This window comes from Corynebacterium sp. (assembly GCF_030532715.1).
Classification (GTDB): Bacteria; Actinomycetota; Actinomycetes; order Mycobacteriales; family Mycobacteriaceae; genus Corynebacterium.
In genome coordinates this window covers 229,186-245,626 of the sequence record NZ_JAUNKO010000004.1, presented here as the reverse complement: position 1 = coordinate 245,626, position 16,441 = coordinate 229,186, and the positions used below count along the sequence as shown (strand labels likewise).

At 59.5% G+C, this 16,441-nt stretch carries 17 protein-coding genes; 7 read left to right on the top strand and 10 right to left on the bottom strand.

Annotation, left to right across the window (positions count from 1 at the left end; all coding sequences use genetic code 11):
• Positions 1–53 precede the first annotated feature (53 nt).
• The 6 genes from Q4D83_RS08075 (at position 54) to Q4D83_RS08050 (ending at position 5,914) form a co-directional block, all read left to right on the top strand.
• The gene (locus tag Q4D83_RS08075) at positions 54–1,661 is read left to right on the top strand and encodes an LCP family protein (protein WP_303174547.1); all 1,608 of its coding nucleotides are present in this window, start codon (positions 54–56) and stop codon (positions 1,659–1,661) included.
• A 92-nt stretch (positions 1,662–1,753) separates the two neighbouring features.
• The gene (locus Q4D83_RS08070) at positions 1,754–2,416 is read left to right on the top strand and encodes a TIGR03089 family protein (protein ID WP_303174545.1); all 663 of its coding nucleotides are present in this window, start codon (positions 1,754–1,756) and stop codon (positions 2,414–2,416) included.
• A 108-nt stretch (positions 2,417–2,524) separates the two neighbouring features.
• Entirely contained in the window at positions 2,525–3,796 is a 1,272-nt protein-coding gene (locus Q4D83_RS08065; RefSeq protein ID WP_303174544.1) for an ABC transporter substrate-binding protein, read from the top strand.
• A gap of 96 nt (positions 3,797–3,892) precedes the next feature.
• The gene (locus Q4D83_RS08060) at positions 3,893–4,852 is read left to right on the top strand and encodes a carbohydrate ABC transporter permease (protein ID WP_303174542.1); all 960 of its coding nucleotides are present in this window, start codon (positions 3,893–3,895) and stop codon (positions 4,850–4,852) included.
• Positions 4,849–5,670, top strand: a complete 822-nt coding sequence (locus Q4D83_RS08055) for a carbohydrate ABC transporter permease (RefSeq protein WP_303174540.1) — start codon at positions 4,849–4,851, stop codon at positions 5,668–5,670. The genes Q4D83_RS08060 and Q4D83_RS08055 overlap by 4 nt, the downstream gene beginning before the upstream one ends.
• A 34-nt stretch (positions 5,671–5,704) precedes the next feature.
• Entirely contained in the window at positions 5,705–5,914 is a 210-nt protein-coding gene (locus Q4D83_RS08050) for a hypothetical protein (RefSeq protein ID WP_303174538.1), read from the top strand.
• Between the two features lie 205 nt (positions 5,915–6,119).
• Here Q4D83_RS08050 and Q4D83_RS08045 read toward each other — a convergent pair whose 3' ends face one another.
• From Q4D83_RS08045 to Q4D83_RS08035, 3 genes are read right to left on the bottom strand one after another with little or no spacing between them, the layout of a single operon-like run.
• Positions 6,120–7,238, bottom strand: a complete 1,119-nt coding sequence (locus Q4D83_RS08045; protein WP_303174535.1) for an ATP-binding protein — start codon at positions 7,236–7,238, stop codon at positions 6,120–6,122.
• 54 nt (positions 7,239–7,292) lie between these two features.
• Entirely contained in the window at positions 7,293–7,529 is a 237-nt protein-coding gene (locus tag Q4D83_RS08040; protein ID WP_303174534.1) for a HypC/HybG/HupF family hydrogenase formation chaperone, read from the bottom strand.
• On the bottom strand, positions 7,520–8,551 hold the full coding sequence (locus tag Q4D83_RS08035) for a nickel-dependent hydrogenase large subunit (protein ID WP_303174533.1): 1,032 nt from the start codon (positions 8,549–8,551) through the stop codon (positions 7,520–7,522). The genes Q4D83_RS08040 and Q4D83_RS08035 overlap by 10 nt, the downstream gene beginning before the upstream one ends.
• A 26-nt stretch (positions 8,552–8,577) precedes the next feature.
• Here Q4D83_RS08035 and Q4D83_RS08030 point away from each other — a divergent pair, with 26 nt between their 5' ends.
• The gene (locus tag Q4D83_RS08030) at positions 8,578–8,904 is read left to right on the top strand and encodes a hydrogenase maturation nickel metallochaperone HypA (protein WP_303174532.1); all 327 of its coding nucleotides are present in this window, start codon (positions 8,578–8,580) and stop codon (positions 8,902–8,904) included.
• Here the strand turns inward: Q4D83_RS08030 and Q4D83_RS08025 are convergent.
• From Q4D83_RS08025 to Q4D83_RS07995, 7 genes are all read right to left on the bottom strand, one after another.
• The gene (locus Q4D83_RS08025; protein ID WP_303174531.1) at positions 8,873–9,388 is read right to left on the bottom strand and encodes a HyaD/HybD family hydrogenase maturation endopeptidase; all 516 of its coding nucleotides are present in this window, start codon (positions 9,386–9,388) and stop codon (positions 8,873–8,875) included. The genes Q4D83_RS08030 and Q4D83_RS08025 overlap by 32 nt on opposite strands.
• Entirely contained in the window at positions 9,385–10,563 is a 1,179-nt protein-coding gene (gene cybH, locus Q4D83_RS08020; RefSeq protein WP_303174530.1) for a Ni/Fe-hydrogenase, b-type cytochrome subunit, read from the bottom strand. Before cybH ends, Q4D83_RS08025 begins: the two co-directional genes overlap by 4 nt.
• Entirely contained in the window at positions 10,560–12,305 is a 1,746-nt protein-coding gene (locus Q4D83_RS08015) for a nickel-dependent hydrogenase large subunit (protein WP_303174528.1), read from the bottom strand. The genes cybH and Q4D83_RS08015 overlap by 4 nt, the downstream gene beginning before the upstream one ends.
• A complete protein-coding gene (locus Q4D83_RS08010) occupies positions 12,305–13,495 on the bottom strand; it encodes a hydrogenase small subunit (protein ID WP_303174526.1) in 1,191 nt (396 codons plus the stop codon). Before Q4D83_RS08010 ends, Q4D83_RS08015 begins: the two co-directional genes overlap by 1 nt.
• 259 nt (positions 13,496–13,754) lie before the next feature.
• Positions 13,755–15,140 carry an anaerobic C4-dicarboxylate transporter gene (locus Q4D83_RS08005; protein ID WP_303174525.1) on the bottom strand — a complete coding sequence of 462 codons (1,386 nt, stop codon included), beginning with the start codon at positions 15,138–15,140 and terminating at the stop codon, positions 13,755–13,757.
• A gap of 103 nt (positions 15,141–15,243) precedes the next feature.
• On the bottom strand, positions 15,244–16,026 hold the full coding sequence (gene hypB, locus Q4D83_RS08000) for a hydrogenase nickel incorporation protein HypB (RefSeq protein WP_303174524.1): 783 nt from the start codon (positions 16,024–16,026) through the stop codon (positions 15,244–15,246).
• A gap of 12 nt (positions 16,027–16,038) precedes the next feature.
• Positions 16,039–16,359 carry a hydrogenase maturation nickel metallochaperone HypA gene (locus Q4D83_RS07995; RefSeq protein WP_303174523.1) on the bottom strand — a complete coding sequence of 107 codons (321 nt, stop codon included), beginning with the start codon at positions 16,357–16,359 and terminating at the stop codon, positions 16,039–16,041.
• Positions 16,360–16,441 lie beyond the last annotated feature (82 nt).

Sequence of the window (16,441 nt, the reverse complement as noted above, 5' to 3'; positions counted from 1 at the left end):
CTCCTTGAACTAGAAATACAAACAAGGACCATCGTAACTTTGGGAGATTCTCAGTGACCGACCGGTACCGGACCGTCCGCAACATCAACGCCGCACCCCCGCGAGCCACGGTGCTGCGGCAAGCTGGCCCCCGCGCCGTACGGGTCTTCCTGGCAATCATGTCCACCTTGGTCCTCGCGTTCTCCGGCCTGGGATACTCCTTCGTTGGTGTACTCAGCCAAACCGTAACCGGCACCGGCGATCTCGGCTTGGGCGACGGCGACACCCGCCCCGGCCAAGCCAAAGACGGCGCAACGGACATCCTGTTGGTTGGGTCCGACTCACGCTCCGATGCCCAAGGCAACGCGCTGACAAGCGAGGAAATCGCCATGCTGCGCGCCGGCGACGAACCAAACGACAATACCGACACCATCATGTTGATCCGCGTGCCCAACGATGGCACCTCGGCCACCGCCATTTCCATCCCGCGCGATACCTATATCCATGACGATGAATTCGGCAACATGAAAATCAACGGTGTGTACGGCAACCACAAAGCCAAACGTATTGGCGAATTACTGGAGTCGGGGGAAGCCGACGAAGCGAACCGTGAAAAACAAGCCAAGGATTCCGGCCGCCGCGCACTCAGCGAAACCGTGTCTGACCTCACCGGCGTGACCGTGGATCACTACGCGGAAGTGGGGCTGCTGGGCTTCGTGCTGCTGACTGACGCCGTGGGCGGCGTGGACGTATGCCTTAAAGAAGCCACCTCGGATGAATTCTCCGGCGCGGACTTCCCCGCCGGCAGGCAAACCCTCAACGGCCCGGACGCATTGTCCTTTGTGCGCCAGCGTCATGGCCTGCCGCGCGGCGACCTTGACCGCATCGTGCGCCAGCAGGTGTTTATGGCTTCGTTGGTCAATAAGGTGCTCTCCTCTGGCACGCTTTCCTCACCGAGCAAACTCAACGAGCTGTCCAACGCGGTCAGCCGAAGCGTCACCATCGACGAAAACTGGGACATCACCCAATTTGGCCTGCAATTGCAAAACCTGGCGGGCGGCAACGTGCACTTTGAAACCATCCCGGTGACCAGCATCGACGGCGTCGGCGATTACGGCGAATCCGTGGTCACGGTGGACACGAAACAAGTGCACAAGTTCTTCGAGCAATTGCTCAAGCCGGTGGATCAGCGCACGGACCCCAGCAATCCGCAACCAGCAGAAGATACCTCCACTGCCGCGCCGTCGGAAAGCGCGGAGGAGCCTAAAGCACAGCACACCGCCGACGTGTACGTACTCAACGCGGGTGGAGTATCCGGCGAAGGTGCGCGCGTGGGCGGCCACCTGACCGGTCTCGGCTACAACGTCGTGGAAATCACCAACGCCCAACCCGGGCTGTACAACGATTCCCGCGTGCTGGCCGCCAACGCCAACGACCCCGCAGCCAAGGAACTAGCAAAGCTACTCGGCGACATCCCGGTCGGCGTCTCCCCCTCGCTCGCTCCTGGTGAACTCGCCATCGTCGTCCACACGGACTACAAAGGCCCGGTGTCCAACACCCCGGATAGTTCCACCACGAACACCGCGCCGAGCTCCGTCGGGCAGCCCGGCGAGCCTGTCGATGAGCAAAGCGAATCCCCCAGCTTCGACGCCGGCGGCGATGGCCCGCGCTGCGTGAACTAAGCGCCACAGTCGCGCCTAGGTGCGACTGCCTGGCGGGATGCGGCGGCACCCATCGTGTGAACTCGTCACCTACTTCGCATACGCTGGGCCGCATGGAATTGCTACGTCACCTACTTGAATCTGATGCCAGCGCTCCCCGCCTGACCGTGTATAACGAGTCGACGGGGGCGCGCCTCGATTTTTCCGCCACCACGTTGGATAACTGGGCGGCGAAGGTGGCCAACATGTTGCTCGACGAATTCGACCTCACCCCCGGCGAAACCATCGGCATTGATCTGCCCGCGAGCTGGCAGGCGGCCGTGATTGCGCTGGGCGCCTACGCGGCGGGCATTACCCCCGACTTCGGTACGGACGGGGAAGTACTATTTTCCTCCCCGGACCGTGGGGCGGATTTGCAGCGCTATGTGTGCTTAGTCACGGATGACGCGTTTGGGCGTGGCGTTGCCGAGACCGGCGGCGTGGTTCCCCCCGGGGTAGTGGACTTCGGCCCGACCGTGCGCCTGTATGGGGATACCTTTGACGCGCCCACGCCAGCCCTCCACGAACTGGTGTCCTCGTCGCTGCCGCCACGGGCACGCACCTTATCCACAGGTTGGACGGATGGCGCGGGGTTTACCGCCCAAGTGTTGGAGCCGCTCGTGGTGGGCGGTTCCGCGGTGATTGTGACCGGGCTTGCCGACGCCGCTCGCCTGGCGGATATTGCCCGCGCGGAGCGTGTGACCCTGCCGCTGCACCCCACCCCCGAGTTGGGTTAAATAGCCCACATCCTAACCACGGGGGTGACTCGGGTTACTACATTAGGGGGGACGTGAATTTCTTCTGTCGATTGCGTCAGAAAAACCAAACGAGAAGGAAGTATTCCCATGAAGCGTATTGCAGCGGCAACGATTTCCCTGCTTGCCTCCGCAGCGATCCTCGTCGGATGCGCATCCGACGGCGGCACTGACGGCACCAGCAGCAACGCCTCGTCCGCCGGCGGGGCTTCCGGTGAGCGTGGCCCGATCACGTTCGCGATGGGCAAGAACGACACGGACAAGCTCAAGCCGATCATTGAAAAGTGGAATGCTGATCACCCGGATGAGCAGGTCACCCTGAAAGAACTCGCTGGCGAAGCTGATGATCAACGCGAAACGCTCGTGCAGTCCCTGCAAGCGAAGAGCAGCGACTACGACGTCATGGCTTTGGACGTGATCTGGACGGCGGACTTCGCGGCAAACCAGTGGCTCGCCCCGCTCACGGGCGACCTGGAGGTGGATACCTCGAAGCTGCTGCAGCCCACCGTGGAATCCGCTACCTATAACGGCACGCTGTATGCGGTGCCGCAGAACACCAATGGCCAATTGCTGTACCGCAACACGGAACTCGCGGCCGCCGCCCCCAACACCTTCAACGATTTGAAGGAATCCTGTAAAGAACTTCCGGAAAACAAGGATTGCTTGACGCTGCAGCTCAAGCAGTATGAGGGCCTGACCGTCAACACCGCCGGCTTCATTGAGGGCTGGGGCGGCCATGTGGTGCAGGAGGACGGCAAGACCCCGGCCGTGGATTCGCCGGAGGCAAAGGAAGGCATGCAGGCAATGGTTGACGCCTATAAGGACGGCACCATTTCCAAGTCCTCCACGGGCGCCACGGAGGAAGAAACCAACCTTGCCTTCGTCGGCGGGGAGACCGCATACGCCATCAACTGGCCGTACATGTTCGACAACGCTTCCGAGGCGAACTCCGCTGTTGCGGGCAAGTTCGAAGTCCAGCCGCTGGTTGGTAAGGACGGTGTAGGCGTGTCTACCCTCGGTGGCTACAACAACGGCATCAACGTCAACTCGAAGGCGAAGGCAACGGCCCGTGACTTCATCGAGTTCGTGATCAGCGAGGAAAACCAAATGTCCTTCGCCGAGTCCGCGTTCCCACCGGTGCTGGCTTCCGTGTATGACGACGCCGCACTTGCCGAAAAGTACCCCTACCTGCCGGCGCTGAAGCAATCCCTGGAAAACGCCGCGCCGCGCCCGGTGAGCCCGTTCTACCCGGCGATTTCCAAGGCCATCCAGGACAATGCGTACGCTGCACTCACCGCCGACAAGAGCGTTGACGATGCGGCTGCGGACATGACTGCGGCCATCACCAACGCCGCGAAGTAATCCGCTTCCAAGCACGATGAGGAAAGGGGAGAGCGTTTACACTCTCCCCTTTTCTTTTGTGTTGTTTCTGTTCTCCTCACTCCCCCAAGGAGCGCTGTGTCTCACAAGTCCAATCGCGCAGTCGTGTTCTTAATCGCACCGACACTCACGGTGCTGGCAATCGTCATCGGGTACCCCATCCTGCGGGCGATCTGGTTGTCCTTCCAATCTGATAAACACCTCGACCCAGTCACCGGCGTATTCGTCGAGGGTGGTTTCGCCGGATTAGACCACTACTTCTACTGGTTGACGCAGCGCTGCATGGGGGCTGATGGGCTCGTCGGAACCTGCCCACCCGGCGTGCTGGCCACCGACTTTTGGCCCGCGGTGCGCATCACCCTCATGTTCGCGGTGGTCACCGTCGCCCTGGAAACCATCCTTGGCATGTGGATGGCCACAGTCATGAACAAAGAGTTTAAGGGCCGGGCGTTCCTCCGCGCGGCGGTACTGATCCCGTGGGCGATTCCCACGGCCGTGACCGCCAAGTTGTGGCAGTTTATTTTCGCCGACAGGGGCATTGTGAATTCCCTGCTGGGCACGAGTATCCATTGGACCACAGACCCATGGGCGGCCCGCGTCGCCGTGATCATCGCCGACGTGTGGAAAACCACCCCGTTTATGGCGCTGCTGATCCTAGCGGGCCTGCAAATGATCCCCACGGAACTCTACGAAGCCGCCCGCGTCGACGGCGCCAACCGCTGGCAGATTTTCACTCGCATCACCATGCCGCTGGTAAAACCCGCACTCATGGTGGCGGTATTGTTCCGGACCTTGGATGCCCTGCGCATGTACGACCTGCCGGTGATTATGATCTCCAGCTCGTCGAACTCGCCCACGGCGACCATCTCCCAATTGGTGGTTGACGATATGCGGCAAAACAACTTCAATTCCGCCTCCGCATTGTCCACCCTCGTGTTTTTGCTGATTTTCACGGTGGCGTTTGTGATGATCCGATTCTTCGGTGCTGATGTTTCCGGCAACCAAGCCCGCAAACAACAAGAAGGGGCAAAACGATGAAAACTGTGCGCACCTACTTCGGCGTGGTTCTGATCCTGGTGTGGGGCCTCGCACCGTTTTACTGGATGCTCATTACCGCGCTGCGCAACAAACAATTCACCTTTGACACCACCCCGTGGCCCACTCACGTGACGCTGGAAAACTTCCAGGACGCGCTCGCCACGGACGAAGGCAATAACTTCTTGCGCGCGATTGGTAATTCACTGTTGGTGGGCGCGGTGACCACATTCCTAGCTGTCATGGTGGGCGTGTTTACGGCGTACGCGTTGGCGCGCCTGGATTTCCGGGGCAAGGGTTTTGTTACGGGCATTGTGTTGGGCGCTTCAATGTTCCCCGGCATTGCGCTGGTCACGCCGCTGTTTCAGCTGTTCGGTGATCTCGGCTGGATTGGCACCTACCGCGCGTTGATCATTCCGAATATTTCCTTTGCGTTGCCGTTGACGATTTACACCCTGGTGTCCTTTTTCCGCCAGCTCCCCTGGGAGTTAGAGGAGGCAGCGCGTGTCGACGGCGCGACGCGCGGCCAAGCATTCCGGCTCGTCTTGCTGCCCCTCGCCGCACCTGCCCTGTTTACCACCGCAATCTTGGCGTTTATCGCAACGTGGAACGAATTCATGTTGGCCAAACAATTGTCATCGACGGCAACAGAACCAGTGACGGTGGCTATCGCCCGCTTCTCCGGTCCCAGCTCCTTCGAGTTCCCGTACGCCTCCATCATGGCGGCCGGGTCTTTGGTGACCATCCCACTGGTCATCATGGTGCTCGTGTTCCAGCGGCGCATCGTAGCAGGCCTCACCGCCGGTGGCGTGAAAGCGTGATTGGGCGGATTGGCCTGATTGTTAAGATTGGCGCATGCACGACAAGGACAATGATCCCACCCGCGAAACGAGAAGGCGACTCCAACGTGACACCATCACCGGTTTCCTCTCATTCTTCGCGGTGGTCTCCGTTGTCCAAGCCACTTTGAACCTGTTTGCGCCCGAACCCGCAATATGGCCCGCCGCGCTCGCGCTTGTCCTTGTGGTGCTCACCGTAGCGAGTTGGCGTAGCGGCAGGAAGTAACCGCATCACTTGACGTACACAATTCGCCTTAGTCGCTCGGCGCCATATTGTTCAGGCTCTATTCCGCCAGACCCGGCCAGTGAGCACCAGCTCATCAACACGCACCGCTGCCCCTCGGTGCGTTAGCTTTTTACGGAAGGAATTTTTCTCACGTCAAGCAGATCCATGCCGAGTTCAATCACCTTCGATGGTTTCAGAGACAGGATCACTCTCCCAGCAAATACTCGCGCATATAGGGCAGCGTAAAGCTCAGGTGCCCGTACCTGGGTGAAATGATAAGTTCACGGGCGAGCAGGTTAGCACGCCGCACCGACAGCGCATTCGGTTTCACGCCGAGCGCCTTGGCGAGCGCGCCGGTGGATACTGCTTGATCGTTGCCCATCAAGGTGGCCATGGCTTTCAGCATGTTCATCTCACTATCGGGCACGCTAGCAACAGCTGGCCTGTGCACTTGGGTACCCATTCGTTTCACAATCTGCGGCCGAGCTTCACGCACGTCTGCGAGCGTGATTTCGTCTCGGTGTTCGAGGGTGGCGTAGGTCCAGATAACGGAACCTACGAGCTGGATCAGGTACGGATACCCTTGGGAAAGCTCGGCGGCGGCGGATGCGGCGTCGTCAGTAAGGGTTTTGCCGCCCTCGCGCACGGTGTGGATGATGGCATGGCGCGCCTCCTCGAGAGTTACGGGCACCAATTCGATTCGCTCGGCGCGGCGCAGAAAGGTAGTGCCGTCGTGTTGCAAGAGTTGGTGGATGCCAAGCGGCAAGCCCGCAGCCACGAACGCAATGTCGAATTCATCGCGGATGAGATCCTGTACGGCAGTGGCCAACTGGTGCATAAGCTCCGGGTCGGCGCTTTGCACCTCATCAACGGTCACCAACACCCCAGCCTCGTACCTGCGCACGAATGTAGCAAGCTCGCGAAGCCGGGAAATCAAGGTGGGCGCCGGCCGCTCCGCCGCTTGAACAGAGGTAGAGATGGAACCGATGCCCGCAATCGAGGCGCCGGTGAGGCTGTGCTTGCTGCCGGTTTCCCCCAGGTTTTTCATGATTTCGGGAATAGTGGAGTTAACCAGAGTATCCACAAGGTGCGCATCGGGGTAGGCGCGGGCGACCACCCATCCAGCCTGAGTGGCTACGTCTTCAACCTCGTTTAAGAACACAGTTTTGCCAATGCCGCGCGCACCGGAAACAAGCATGGCGCGGTAGGGGCTGCCAATTCCCTCCGCCAAACCGATCCGGAAATCCTGCAGCGAATCCTCCCTACCAGCCAAATACAGTGGCGAAACCCCAAAGCTTGGTCGGAAGGGATTGCGTTGGGACATGCCAGCTCCTCTCGGTGGAGTAGATCATATAGAACTCCACCCGGAGCTTAGAACTTATAGATCTCTCTGAATTAGGTTGAACTCTTCAATTGTGGCCAACGATTCAAGCGCGGACGCTTCATCCATAATAGACATCGCAAACCCGTTCTGAATGAGGACATAGTCCCCCACCGACGCTTCCGGCACATAAGCCAAGCAACATGTGCGTTCCTGCCCGGCAAAATCGAGCACCGCGGTGGGCAGCGGTCCGGACATAATTTCGGTAATTTTGGCGGGAATCCCTAGGCACATGGCACGGTCCTCACATTCATGTGGCCCTCCGGGGCCGAGGTACAAGGCAAGCATGGGTCAGCGGCTCGGATCGCCGACTCCGCATCCAGCCGAACAAGCATTTGCGCCAACCATGGCTCGTTTTGGGCGGTGGGCGTGAGAATCTGGCATCCGGTAAGCACCCCGTCCACCGCAACGTACACGTGTGCGAGGATACCGCGTGGGCCATCAACTAGCCCCACGCCGGTGCCATCGCGCAACTTCCCCGGCGTAACCCACGGGCCGCTATAGTCAGCGCGCAGCAACCGACGGATTTCCGCCAGCGCATGATTGACCTGCGTGACCTGTGCGGATAGTGGATGCATGGAGCCGAATTGCGCCAGCGGACCAACGCGATACAGCCCACCTTGATACAGCGGGCGCGGCGCGGGTTCACCAGGAAACGTTTCCGTCACCAGCCGCGACCACTGCGTGATTGGCGCGCCGGTGGACAACTCCGCACCCAACGGATCGAACTGCCCTTCGCGCTCGAGGCGTATCGACTCCCCGGCGAACTCATCAACCCACTCCAATTCCGGTACCGGAACATCCGAGGGAACCTCCAGTTCGAAAATCTCCTGCGGGCGGGCGCCACCGGGGACCGCAACATCCGGAAAATGGCCCGGGCAGCCAGCCATGGCCAGCACCTGCTTGCCAAACTTCTTCAACTCGACCGCCCGCTCAGGCTCAAGGCCGAACAACTTCGGGGCGACGGCGTCCAACACGGAACCATAGTGCAGCAAGCTGCGCAGATGTTCCGCGGCGGGCGGGGGCGCGGCGTCGAAAAGCTGATCGAGTGCGCGCATGCCCGCGAGATGGTGCGTGACCGGACAAATGCCGCACAAGCGTTTGACAATATCGGGGACCTCGACAACGTTTCGCCCGAGCAGCATGCCATCAAGGCGCGGCAAAGCGGACAGGTCGAACCTCGGGCCACTTTCAGTAACCACAACGCGAGCCTCAAACGGATCGAGGAAGTGGTCGAGCCGCAAGGTTGTACTCATGGCCAAAGCCTTTCCATAATGAAGAGGTGCATGAACTTGGTCTGCTCACGGGCGTTGCCACCGCTGCGAAACAAGCCGCCGGTGACCGCCCTATTCTACGCGTCGCGCTGCGCGTGGGCACCCGCGCCGGCGTGGTCGAAGAAGCGTTATACGCTGCCTGGGACATCGTCGGGGAAGGCGAACTGAATGTGGAAATGGTGCCCGCGTCGGTGTACTGCCCCAGCTGCGCATGCGAGCAAGAAATCGACGAATTTTTCGCCTTAACTTGCCCCGTATGCGGCACCCCAACCGCGGACCTGCGCCACGGCCGAGAATTTGAAATCAGCTTTGTGGACCTCGCCAACGATCCATAAGCTCACGGACCGCAGCCACCGCCTCCGGCAACGCAGCGTGCGCCACAGGGCTCAACCCCACATGCAGCTCGGCGGACTCCGGCACAATACCAACCACCGCGATTCGCCGCGGCTCGTGGCCCAGCAACTTCGCTGTGGCCAGCAAGTCCAACAACCCCACCTGGTGCGGTGACAGTTTTGAATTGAGCAGGCGCGGCACCTGGTCACCCTCCAACACCACCACCGTCCCGGGCGCGGCACCCGCAGCGGCCACCGCATCCAGCACGATCAAATCTTCGGCCTGTTGAATCACCGACAGCAACTCAATGCCGCTCGTCCCGCCGTCGACGTATTCGACCGTATCTTCGGCGGCGACGCCGTGCCTGCTGGGAACCCAATCAAGGTCATCCACCGTCGCGCAATCAGGGGCGCGAAGCCGGCGCATGATGGCAAGACCAATGCCATCATCACCCATGATCGGGTTACCAATGCCCAGGACAATCATCCGATCTCCGGAGCATCCACGGGGCGGGCGCCACGGCGCAACCACACACCGCCGTTAAACATCGAAGACACACCACCATGGCGCTCCAACGCATCCGCACGGATGGCTAGATACACATGCACCCACACAAACGCCCACAAAATAAACATGATCAACGCGTGGATCAAGCGCACAATCGGAATGCCCAACCAATGCACCGGATACGCCATAATCATCCAGAACAGATTGTCTTGGTGGTACAAACCGTACAGGGACAAACCAGTAAGCATCTGCAAAAAGCACATCGCGTAAATGCCGGTGTACGCCAATTGCTGCAACGGATTATGCGCCAAATACAAGGGGCCGTGCTTGCGCAGGAACATGTAGTACTGCATGGTTCCCCAGAGGTTCTTTACGTCCTCCTTGGAGTTCAACGGCCACAGGGAACGCCACCGCAGCTGCCGGTCCTTTGCCGTAAAGCTCAACACCAACCGGGAGAACCCGAGCCCCAGCCACAAAAACGCGGACACGTAATGGATCATTCGGATCCATCCCATAAGGTAGCCAACATCCGGTCCGGTTTCCGCCGCGGGGCCAAAAAACGGACGCATGATGTAGTAGCCGGACGTGCTCATCAGCACGATCAACACCATGTTTGCCCAGTGTTGGAACCGCAGCGTGGCCGACCAAATGTTCACGCGCACCCATTCGTTGGGGTTCGCGGCAACATTGGACGCCAGCTCTTGGGGGTTTTCCAACGATAGCGCTACGAACCCCTCCATGCGGTACTCCCCGACCGTGCCGTCCGGCGCCACGTTCGCGCTGGCCACGGCGAGGCAGCGGCGCCCAGCCTTATCTTGAATCTCGGAGTTACGCACCAGCAAGGCGCGTTCCTCGCGGGTCATGGTGGCCTGCTCCATCACGGCCTGCAGGTCGCCGCGCATCACCATCACGTGGCCAACCTGCGGCAGATCCACCTGCGCCAGCGAATACTTTCGCTTCGGGCTCGCGGGGCTAAAGTCGCTGGTAAATGTGGGCGTAATATCGGGCCTGTTCACCTTGAGGGAGGCGTCCAACGCCATGTCCACGGGGTCTTGGGAACCTTCCGGAGACACCGCCGCCATGGCCAACAGCCGCCCGGGGCTTAGCCGGCGCACCGGATAACTCGTGGCTACGCGGATGACTTTGGTACTCATGGCGTAATCACCTGCACTTGCATATCGCCGTTTTCATCCATGATGTGCACGGCGCAGGACATGCACGGGTCAAAGGAATGGATGGTGCGCAGCGCCTCCAGCGGCTGCTTGGGGTCCACCAACGGATGCTTACCGTTACCGGCGAGGGCTTCCTCATAGGGGCCCATGTTGCCTTCCGGATCGCGGCCGCCTGCCAGCCAGGTGGTGGGCACCACGGCCTGGTAGTTCTTCACCTTGCCGTGCTCAATGCTCACCCAGTGGCCAAGGCAGCCACGCGCCACTTCTTGGAGTGCGAACCCATCGGCTTTCTTCGGCCACGACGAGGGTTCCCACTTCGTGGGGTCGAACACGTTGTAGTCGCCGCGACGCAACCCATCGATAAATTTGGGCAGCAGCTCTTCCGAAAGATGATGCGCGTTCGTCCTCGCCTCGACGGCGCGCGCGAAGGTCCGGCCGCCGGTGGAGTTCAGCTGCTCCACGGTAATGCCGAGCTTTTCCGCCGCGTCATCGACCAGTTTCTTGGTCATTTCCTCGCCTTGAATGTAGGCGGAGAGCACGCGCGCGAGCGGGCCAACTTGGGTTGGGCGGCCGTCATACCGCGGGGCTTTCGACCACGTGTACTTTTCATCATCGGCGAGCCAGGTGTACGGCGGCTTTGGGCCCGTGTACTTCACCTTGGTTTCCCCGACCGCGGGTTGCACGCCGGCATCGTCGCCGTCCTTGTAGACGTACCACGCCGAGGAAATGTACTCCCGGATTTTAGACACCTCCAGCGGGTGCACCTTGGTGTAGTCGCCGTCCAAGATAACGCCCGGCTTCACATTCGGGTTCGTGTTCGACACCGCCTGCTTATCGACGTCCCCGGCAAACCGCGTCCCAGACATGCCCACCGCCAAAAAGTTCGGTGAGGACGCGCCAATGTCAAAGTAGTCCTTGTACACGGACATGATTGCCACCGCGTCCGGGTAGTAGCAGTTTTCCACAAAATCAACGATCTCTTTGACCCACGAGCCGATCTGATCCAGCTGCACCTGATTCACCGTCTCGGACTTGTTCGGGTCGATGGAGCACGCCATGCCGCCGACCAAGAAGTTGGGGTGCGGATTCTTCCCACCGAACACGGTATTCACGCGGATGATCGAGCGTTGAAACTCCAGCGCATCCAAGTAATGCGACACCGCCATCAGGTTCGCCTCCGCCGGCAAGCGATAGTCTGGGTGATCCCAATACCCGCCGGTAAAGATGGACAACTGCCCGGACTTTAACACCCCCTGCAGCGTTTCCTTCACCTTGGCGAACTTCTCCTCGGAATTACCCACCCACTTGGAGCCAATCGACTTTGCAAACTCCACGGCTTTCGCCGGGTCCCCCTCCGCCGCAGACACCACGTTCACCCAGTCCAGGGCATGCAAGTGGTAGAAGTGCACCACGTGGTCATGCACCTCTTGGCTCGCCATAACAAGGTCGCGGATCAGTTGCGCCTGCACCGGCGGCTTCGAGCCAATAGCATCCTCAACTGCGGTAATAGACGCCACGGAGTGAGTGCCTGTGCACACACCGCAAATGCGGCCCACAAAGGCCCACACGTCGCGGGGGTCTCGCCCCTGCACAATGGTTTCAATGCCGCGGAATTGTGTGGTTTCACTCCACGCCTTCGCGATGGCATTGCCTTCGCGCTCCAATTCGATGCGCAAGTGCCCCTCGATACGGGTCAAGGGGTCGATGACAACGCGTTCGGCCATTATTGCTCAGTTTCCTTTCCAGGCACGGTGGGCATTGGCAACGGCACAGGCTCACCAAACGCCGCCAACAATTCTTCGTCTTCACGGTGGCGCGACTTCCGCACCGCAGTAATGCCAGCGTGCACGGCAGCGCCCGCTGCGGCGGCACCAACAAGGCCCCAACCAAGCTTCTCGACGTTCGCCTCTACCCCAACGCCAACGACATGCGGCAACGTGGCATAAAACGGCGTGAACTTATCAAAAAAGTCTTTCTCGGTGCACCCGATGCACGGGTGCCCCGCCCCGATCGGCCAACCGGATTTCAAATTCCACTGCACAATTGGGCAAGGGCTAAACGTGGACGGTCCTTTACAACCCACCTCGTACAGGCACCACCCGTTGCGGGCGCCCGCATCGTCGAATGAGCGGACGAATTGCCCGGCGTCGAAATGCGCACGCCGCGGGCAGGAATCGTGGATGCGCTGATCGTAGGCGAACAGTGGGCGGCCCTCCGCATCCACCTTCGGCGCCGTCCCGTGGGTGAGCACATAGGTAATGGTTGCGGTAATGACCTCACCGATCGGCGGGCAGCCCGAAACGTTAATCACCGGCTTGTCCCGAATAATCTCATCCACACCCACCGCGCCCGTTGGGTTCGGGCGCGCCGCTTGCACCGAGCCGTACACCGCGCACGCCCCCACCGCCAAAATCACCGTGGCGTTCTCAGCAGCTTCCCGCAGCACCTGCTCAGCGGTCTTCCCCCCGATCATGCAATACACGCCGTTTTCCTCAACAGGCACCGAACCATTCACCACGAGAATGTGCGGTTGCTCATTGAGATCATGCAACGCTTGTTCCGCCGCCTCGCCGGAAGCGGCCATAACCAACTCGTTGTAGTTCATGCTCAGCATGCCCAACACCAAGTCCTCCACCGTGGTGCCGCCGGAACGCAACACCGACTCCATACACCCAGTGCATTCCTGGAGCTGAAGCCACGCCACATTTGGCTTTTCCACAGCGCCAAGCTTGTCCGCAATCTCCTGAGCTTTCGTGGTCAATTCCTCTGCATGCGCCGCTGGAACCTCCGGCACACCATACGCAAACAATGCGGCGAGCCCACCGCACAGCTTCATAAAGTCACGGCGCGAAACCCCCCGCCGTTCAAGGTTTTCGCGCAAGGACGAACCCTGCCAACTTGTGCCGAAATCCATTGAGATCCATCCTTTGCATGCAAATGTGACGTCTCATTGAAGCGTATCGCCCCTAGAACAGATCAGCCACCCACGAATGTCAGGTAGTGCTCTACCGAGTTCCTGCGGTTCCCGTGGCACGAACAGCGCGAACATTCACAACATCAACGCAGGTCAGGACGCCCTCACTTCATACAATGCAAGAAATCTCACAGGCCAGACTTACCCCCGAAGCACCCCTTTCCTCAGGATGGGGGTGCCCGAAAGTGTGAAGCGTTGGTTACAACAACACCTGTGCCAGCATGCTGCCCACCACGCAGGAAGTCACCACCCCTATGATGCCCGGGATGATAAAGGAATGGTTGATAATAAACCGCCCGATGCGGGTGGTGCCCGTCCGGTCAAACCCAATACACGCCAAGTCCGACGGGTAAGTGGGCAAAATGAAGTAGCCGTATGCCGCACCATAAAACCCAACCAACACTTCCGGAGCTACGCCCAGTTGCAGGCCGATGGGGGCAATGGCCACGAGGGCAGCCGCCTGTGAGTTCACCAACTTTGAAACCACGAACAACACAAGGGCGTACGCCCACGGCGCTTGCGCCACCACGCTGCCAAGACTGCTTTCTAATGCATCGACGTGGGTTTGGAAAAATGTATCCGCCATCCAGGCCACACCGAACACGGAAAACACCGCCGTCATACCGGCTTTAAACACCGCGGTAGAGGCGATTTTGCTGTTATCGATCTTGCAGAAGATCAACATGGCGGCGCCGGCGACCAGCATAATCATCTGAATCACCAGGTTCATCGACAACGGTTCCAACTGCCCATCCTTGCCGGGGAATTCAGGCCGCAGCATTTCAAACGCGCCCAACACCACCACCACGCCGATGGCAGTAAAGAAGATCGTCACCGCGAGATACGCAGACCGAGGAAACACCTTGCCAAGCAGGGTCTCGCTGGAACCATAGATGGATTCCCGGAACACTGGGTCTTTCAGCTTTGCCTGGAATTCCGGATCAACATCCAAATCCTTACCGCGCCGCATGGACCACAATGCGGCGAGCAACACGCCGCACAACGACGCCGGAATTGCCACGCTCAAAATCTGCGGGATGGAATACGCCTTGCCGGTAATGCCCGCGTCTTGTGCCAAGATTGTTGCCAGCGAGACCGTGGCCACCGACACCGGTGACGCCGTAATGCCCATCTGCGACGCGGTAGACGCCACCGCCATGGGCCGCTCTGGGCGAATGTTCTTTTTGATTGCAATGTCTTCAATGATCGGAAACATGGTGTACACCACGTGTCCGGTACCGCACAGCACCGTCAACGTCCACGTGGTCAACGGCGCCATGATGGTGATCATTTCGGGCCTTTTGCGCAGCAACTTCTCCGCGAATTGCATCATTACGTCCAGCCCCTGGGATTGTTGCAACGCGGAGGCGCAACCAATCACCGCCACGATGGTCAACATAACTGCCACGGGTGGTTCGCCCGGCTGCAGGCCGAAGACGAACACCATAATGAGCAGACCAATGCCCGAAATTAAGCCGAGCCCAATCCCACCGTAGTGCGTTCCCCGAAGCAGGCAGAATAAAATGACTACCACTTGGAGAATGATCGCTACCGTGGAAGTAGGTTCCAAAACCGAAGCCAGCATTTCGCTTGCCTTCCACTAGAAAATAAATAAGCAATATTTTGCGCACTATTTATTTTTAGGTTAGCAGTTAGCGAGGTCGCCGGTCTACGAATACGCCAGAAAACTAAAGGTCAGACGACAGCCATTGCAGCCAATCACCCATGCCTTCCGAAGTTTTTGCGGAAACTTCAAACACAGGAACGCCCGGGTTCACTTTCTCCAAATTCGCGCGGAACAATTCCATATCGAAATCAAGGTGCGGCAGCAGATCGATCTTATTGACCACTACGGCATCCACGGAGCGGAACATCACCGGATACTTCAACGGCTTATCCTCCCCTTCGGTCACAGAAAACACCATGGCCTTGCGGTGCTCCCCCACCTCAAACTCGGCGGGGCACACCAAATTACCTACGTTTTCAATGAGCACCAGGTCCAAGGAATCCAACTCCAACCCCTGCAGCGCCCGCGACACCATCGGGGCATCCAAGTGGCATTCCCCGCCGAAACCTTGGCCAGTATTGAGCAACGAAATCTGTGCCCCGAAACCCTGCAAGCGATCCGCATCCAACGAGGTTTCAATATCCCCCTCAATGACCCCAATGCGCACCTTGCCCTGCGCCGCGCGCAACACGTGCTGCAACACAGCCGTTTTTCCCGCCCCCGGCGAACTCATCACGTTCACCGCCTGAACATTATGCTGGTCAAACGCCTGGCGGTTATGCGCCGCGCAATGATCATTTTCCGTAAAAATATCCTCCAACACTGCGATCCGCTCGCGGCCGGTCGCGTACCCGGAGTGATCCCCGTGATCATGTTCATGGTGGTGATCATGGTGGTGATCATGATCATGATGATGGTGATGGTGGTGCTCAGTGCCATCGTCGTGGCGGTGGAAACGACCCATTATTCGTACCTTTCAGTCAACGTCGATGTCTACGACGCGGAATTCTTCACCCGAAACAATGTGCGTGCGTGCGTCGCAATGCGGGCAAGATAAATCCAGTTGGCCGACAACCTCCGTAGTATGCCCAGCCTCGCACTTCACCCGTAGCGGCACCGGCAGAATCACCAGCCGCGCGGACTGCAACGGGGTGTCTTGGATAACAAAACGCCAGGCATACGCCAAGGTTTCGGGCACAACTTGCCGCAACGCCCCCACTTCAACTCGCACCTGACGCACCGTGCGCCCAGCTGCGGCGCGCGACACCACCCGCGCCAGTTGAGTACTCAACGCCACTTCATGCACCATTCGAACGTAACAAGCGGGTGCGACAAAACGGGGAAAGGGGTGCGCGCGGGGGTATGCCACGTGCGTTCGG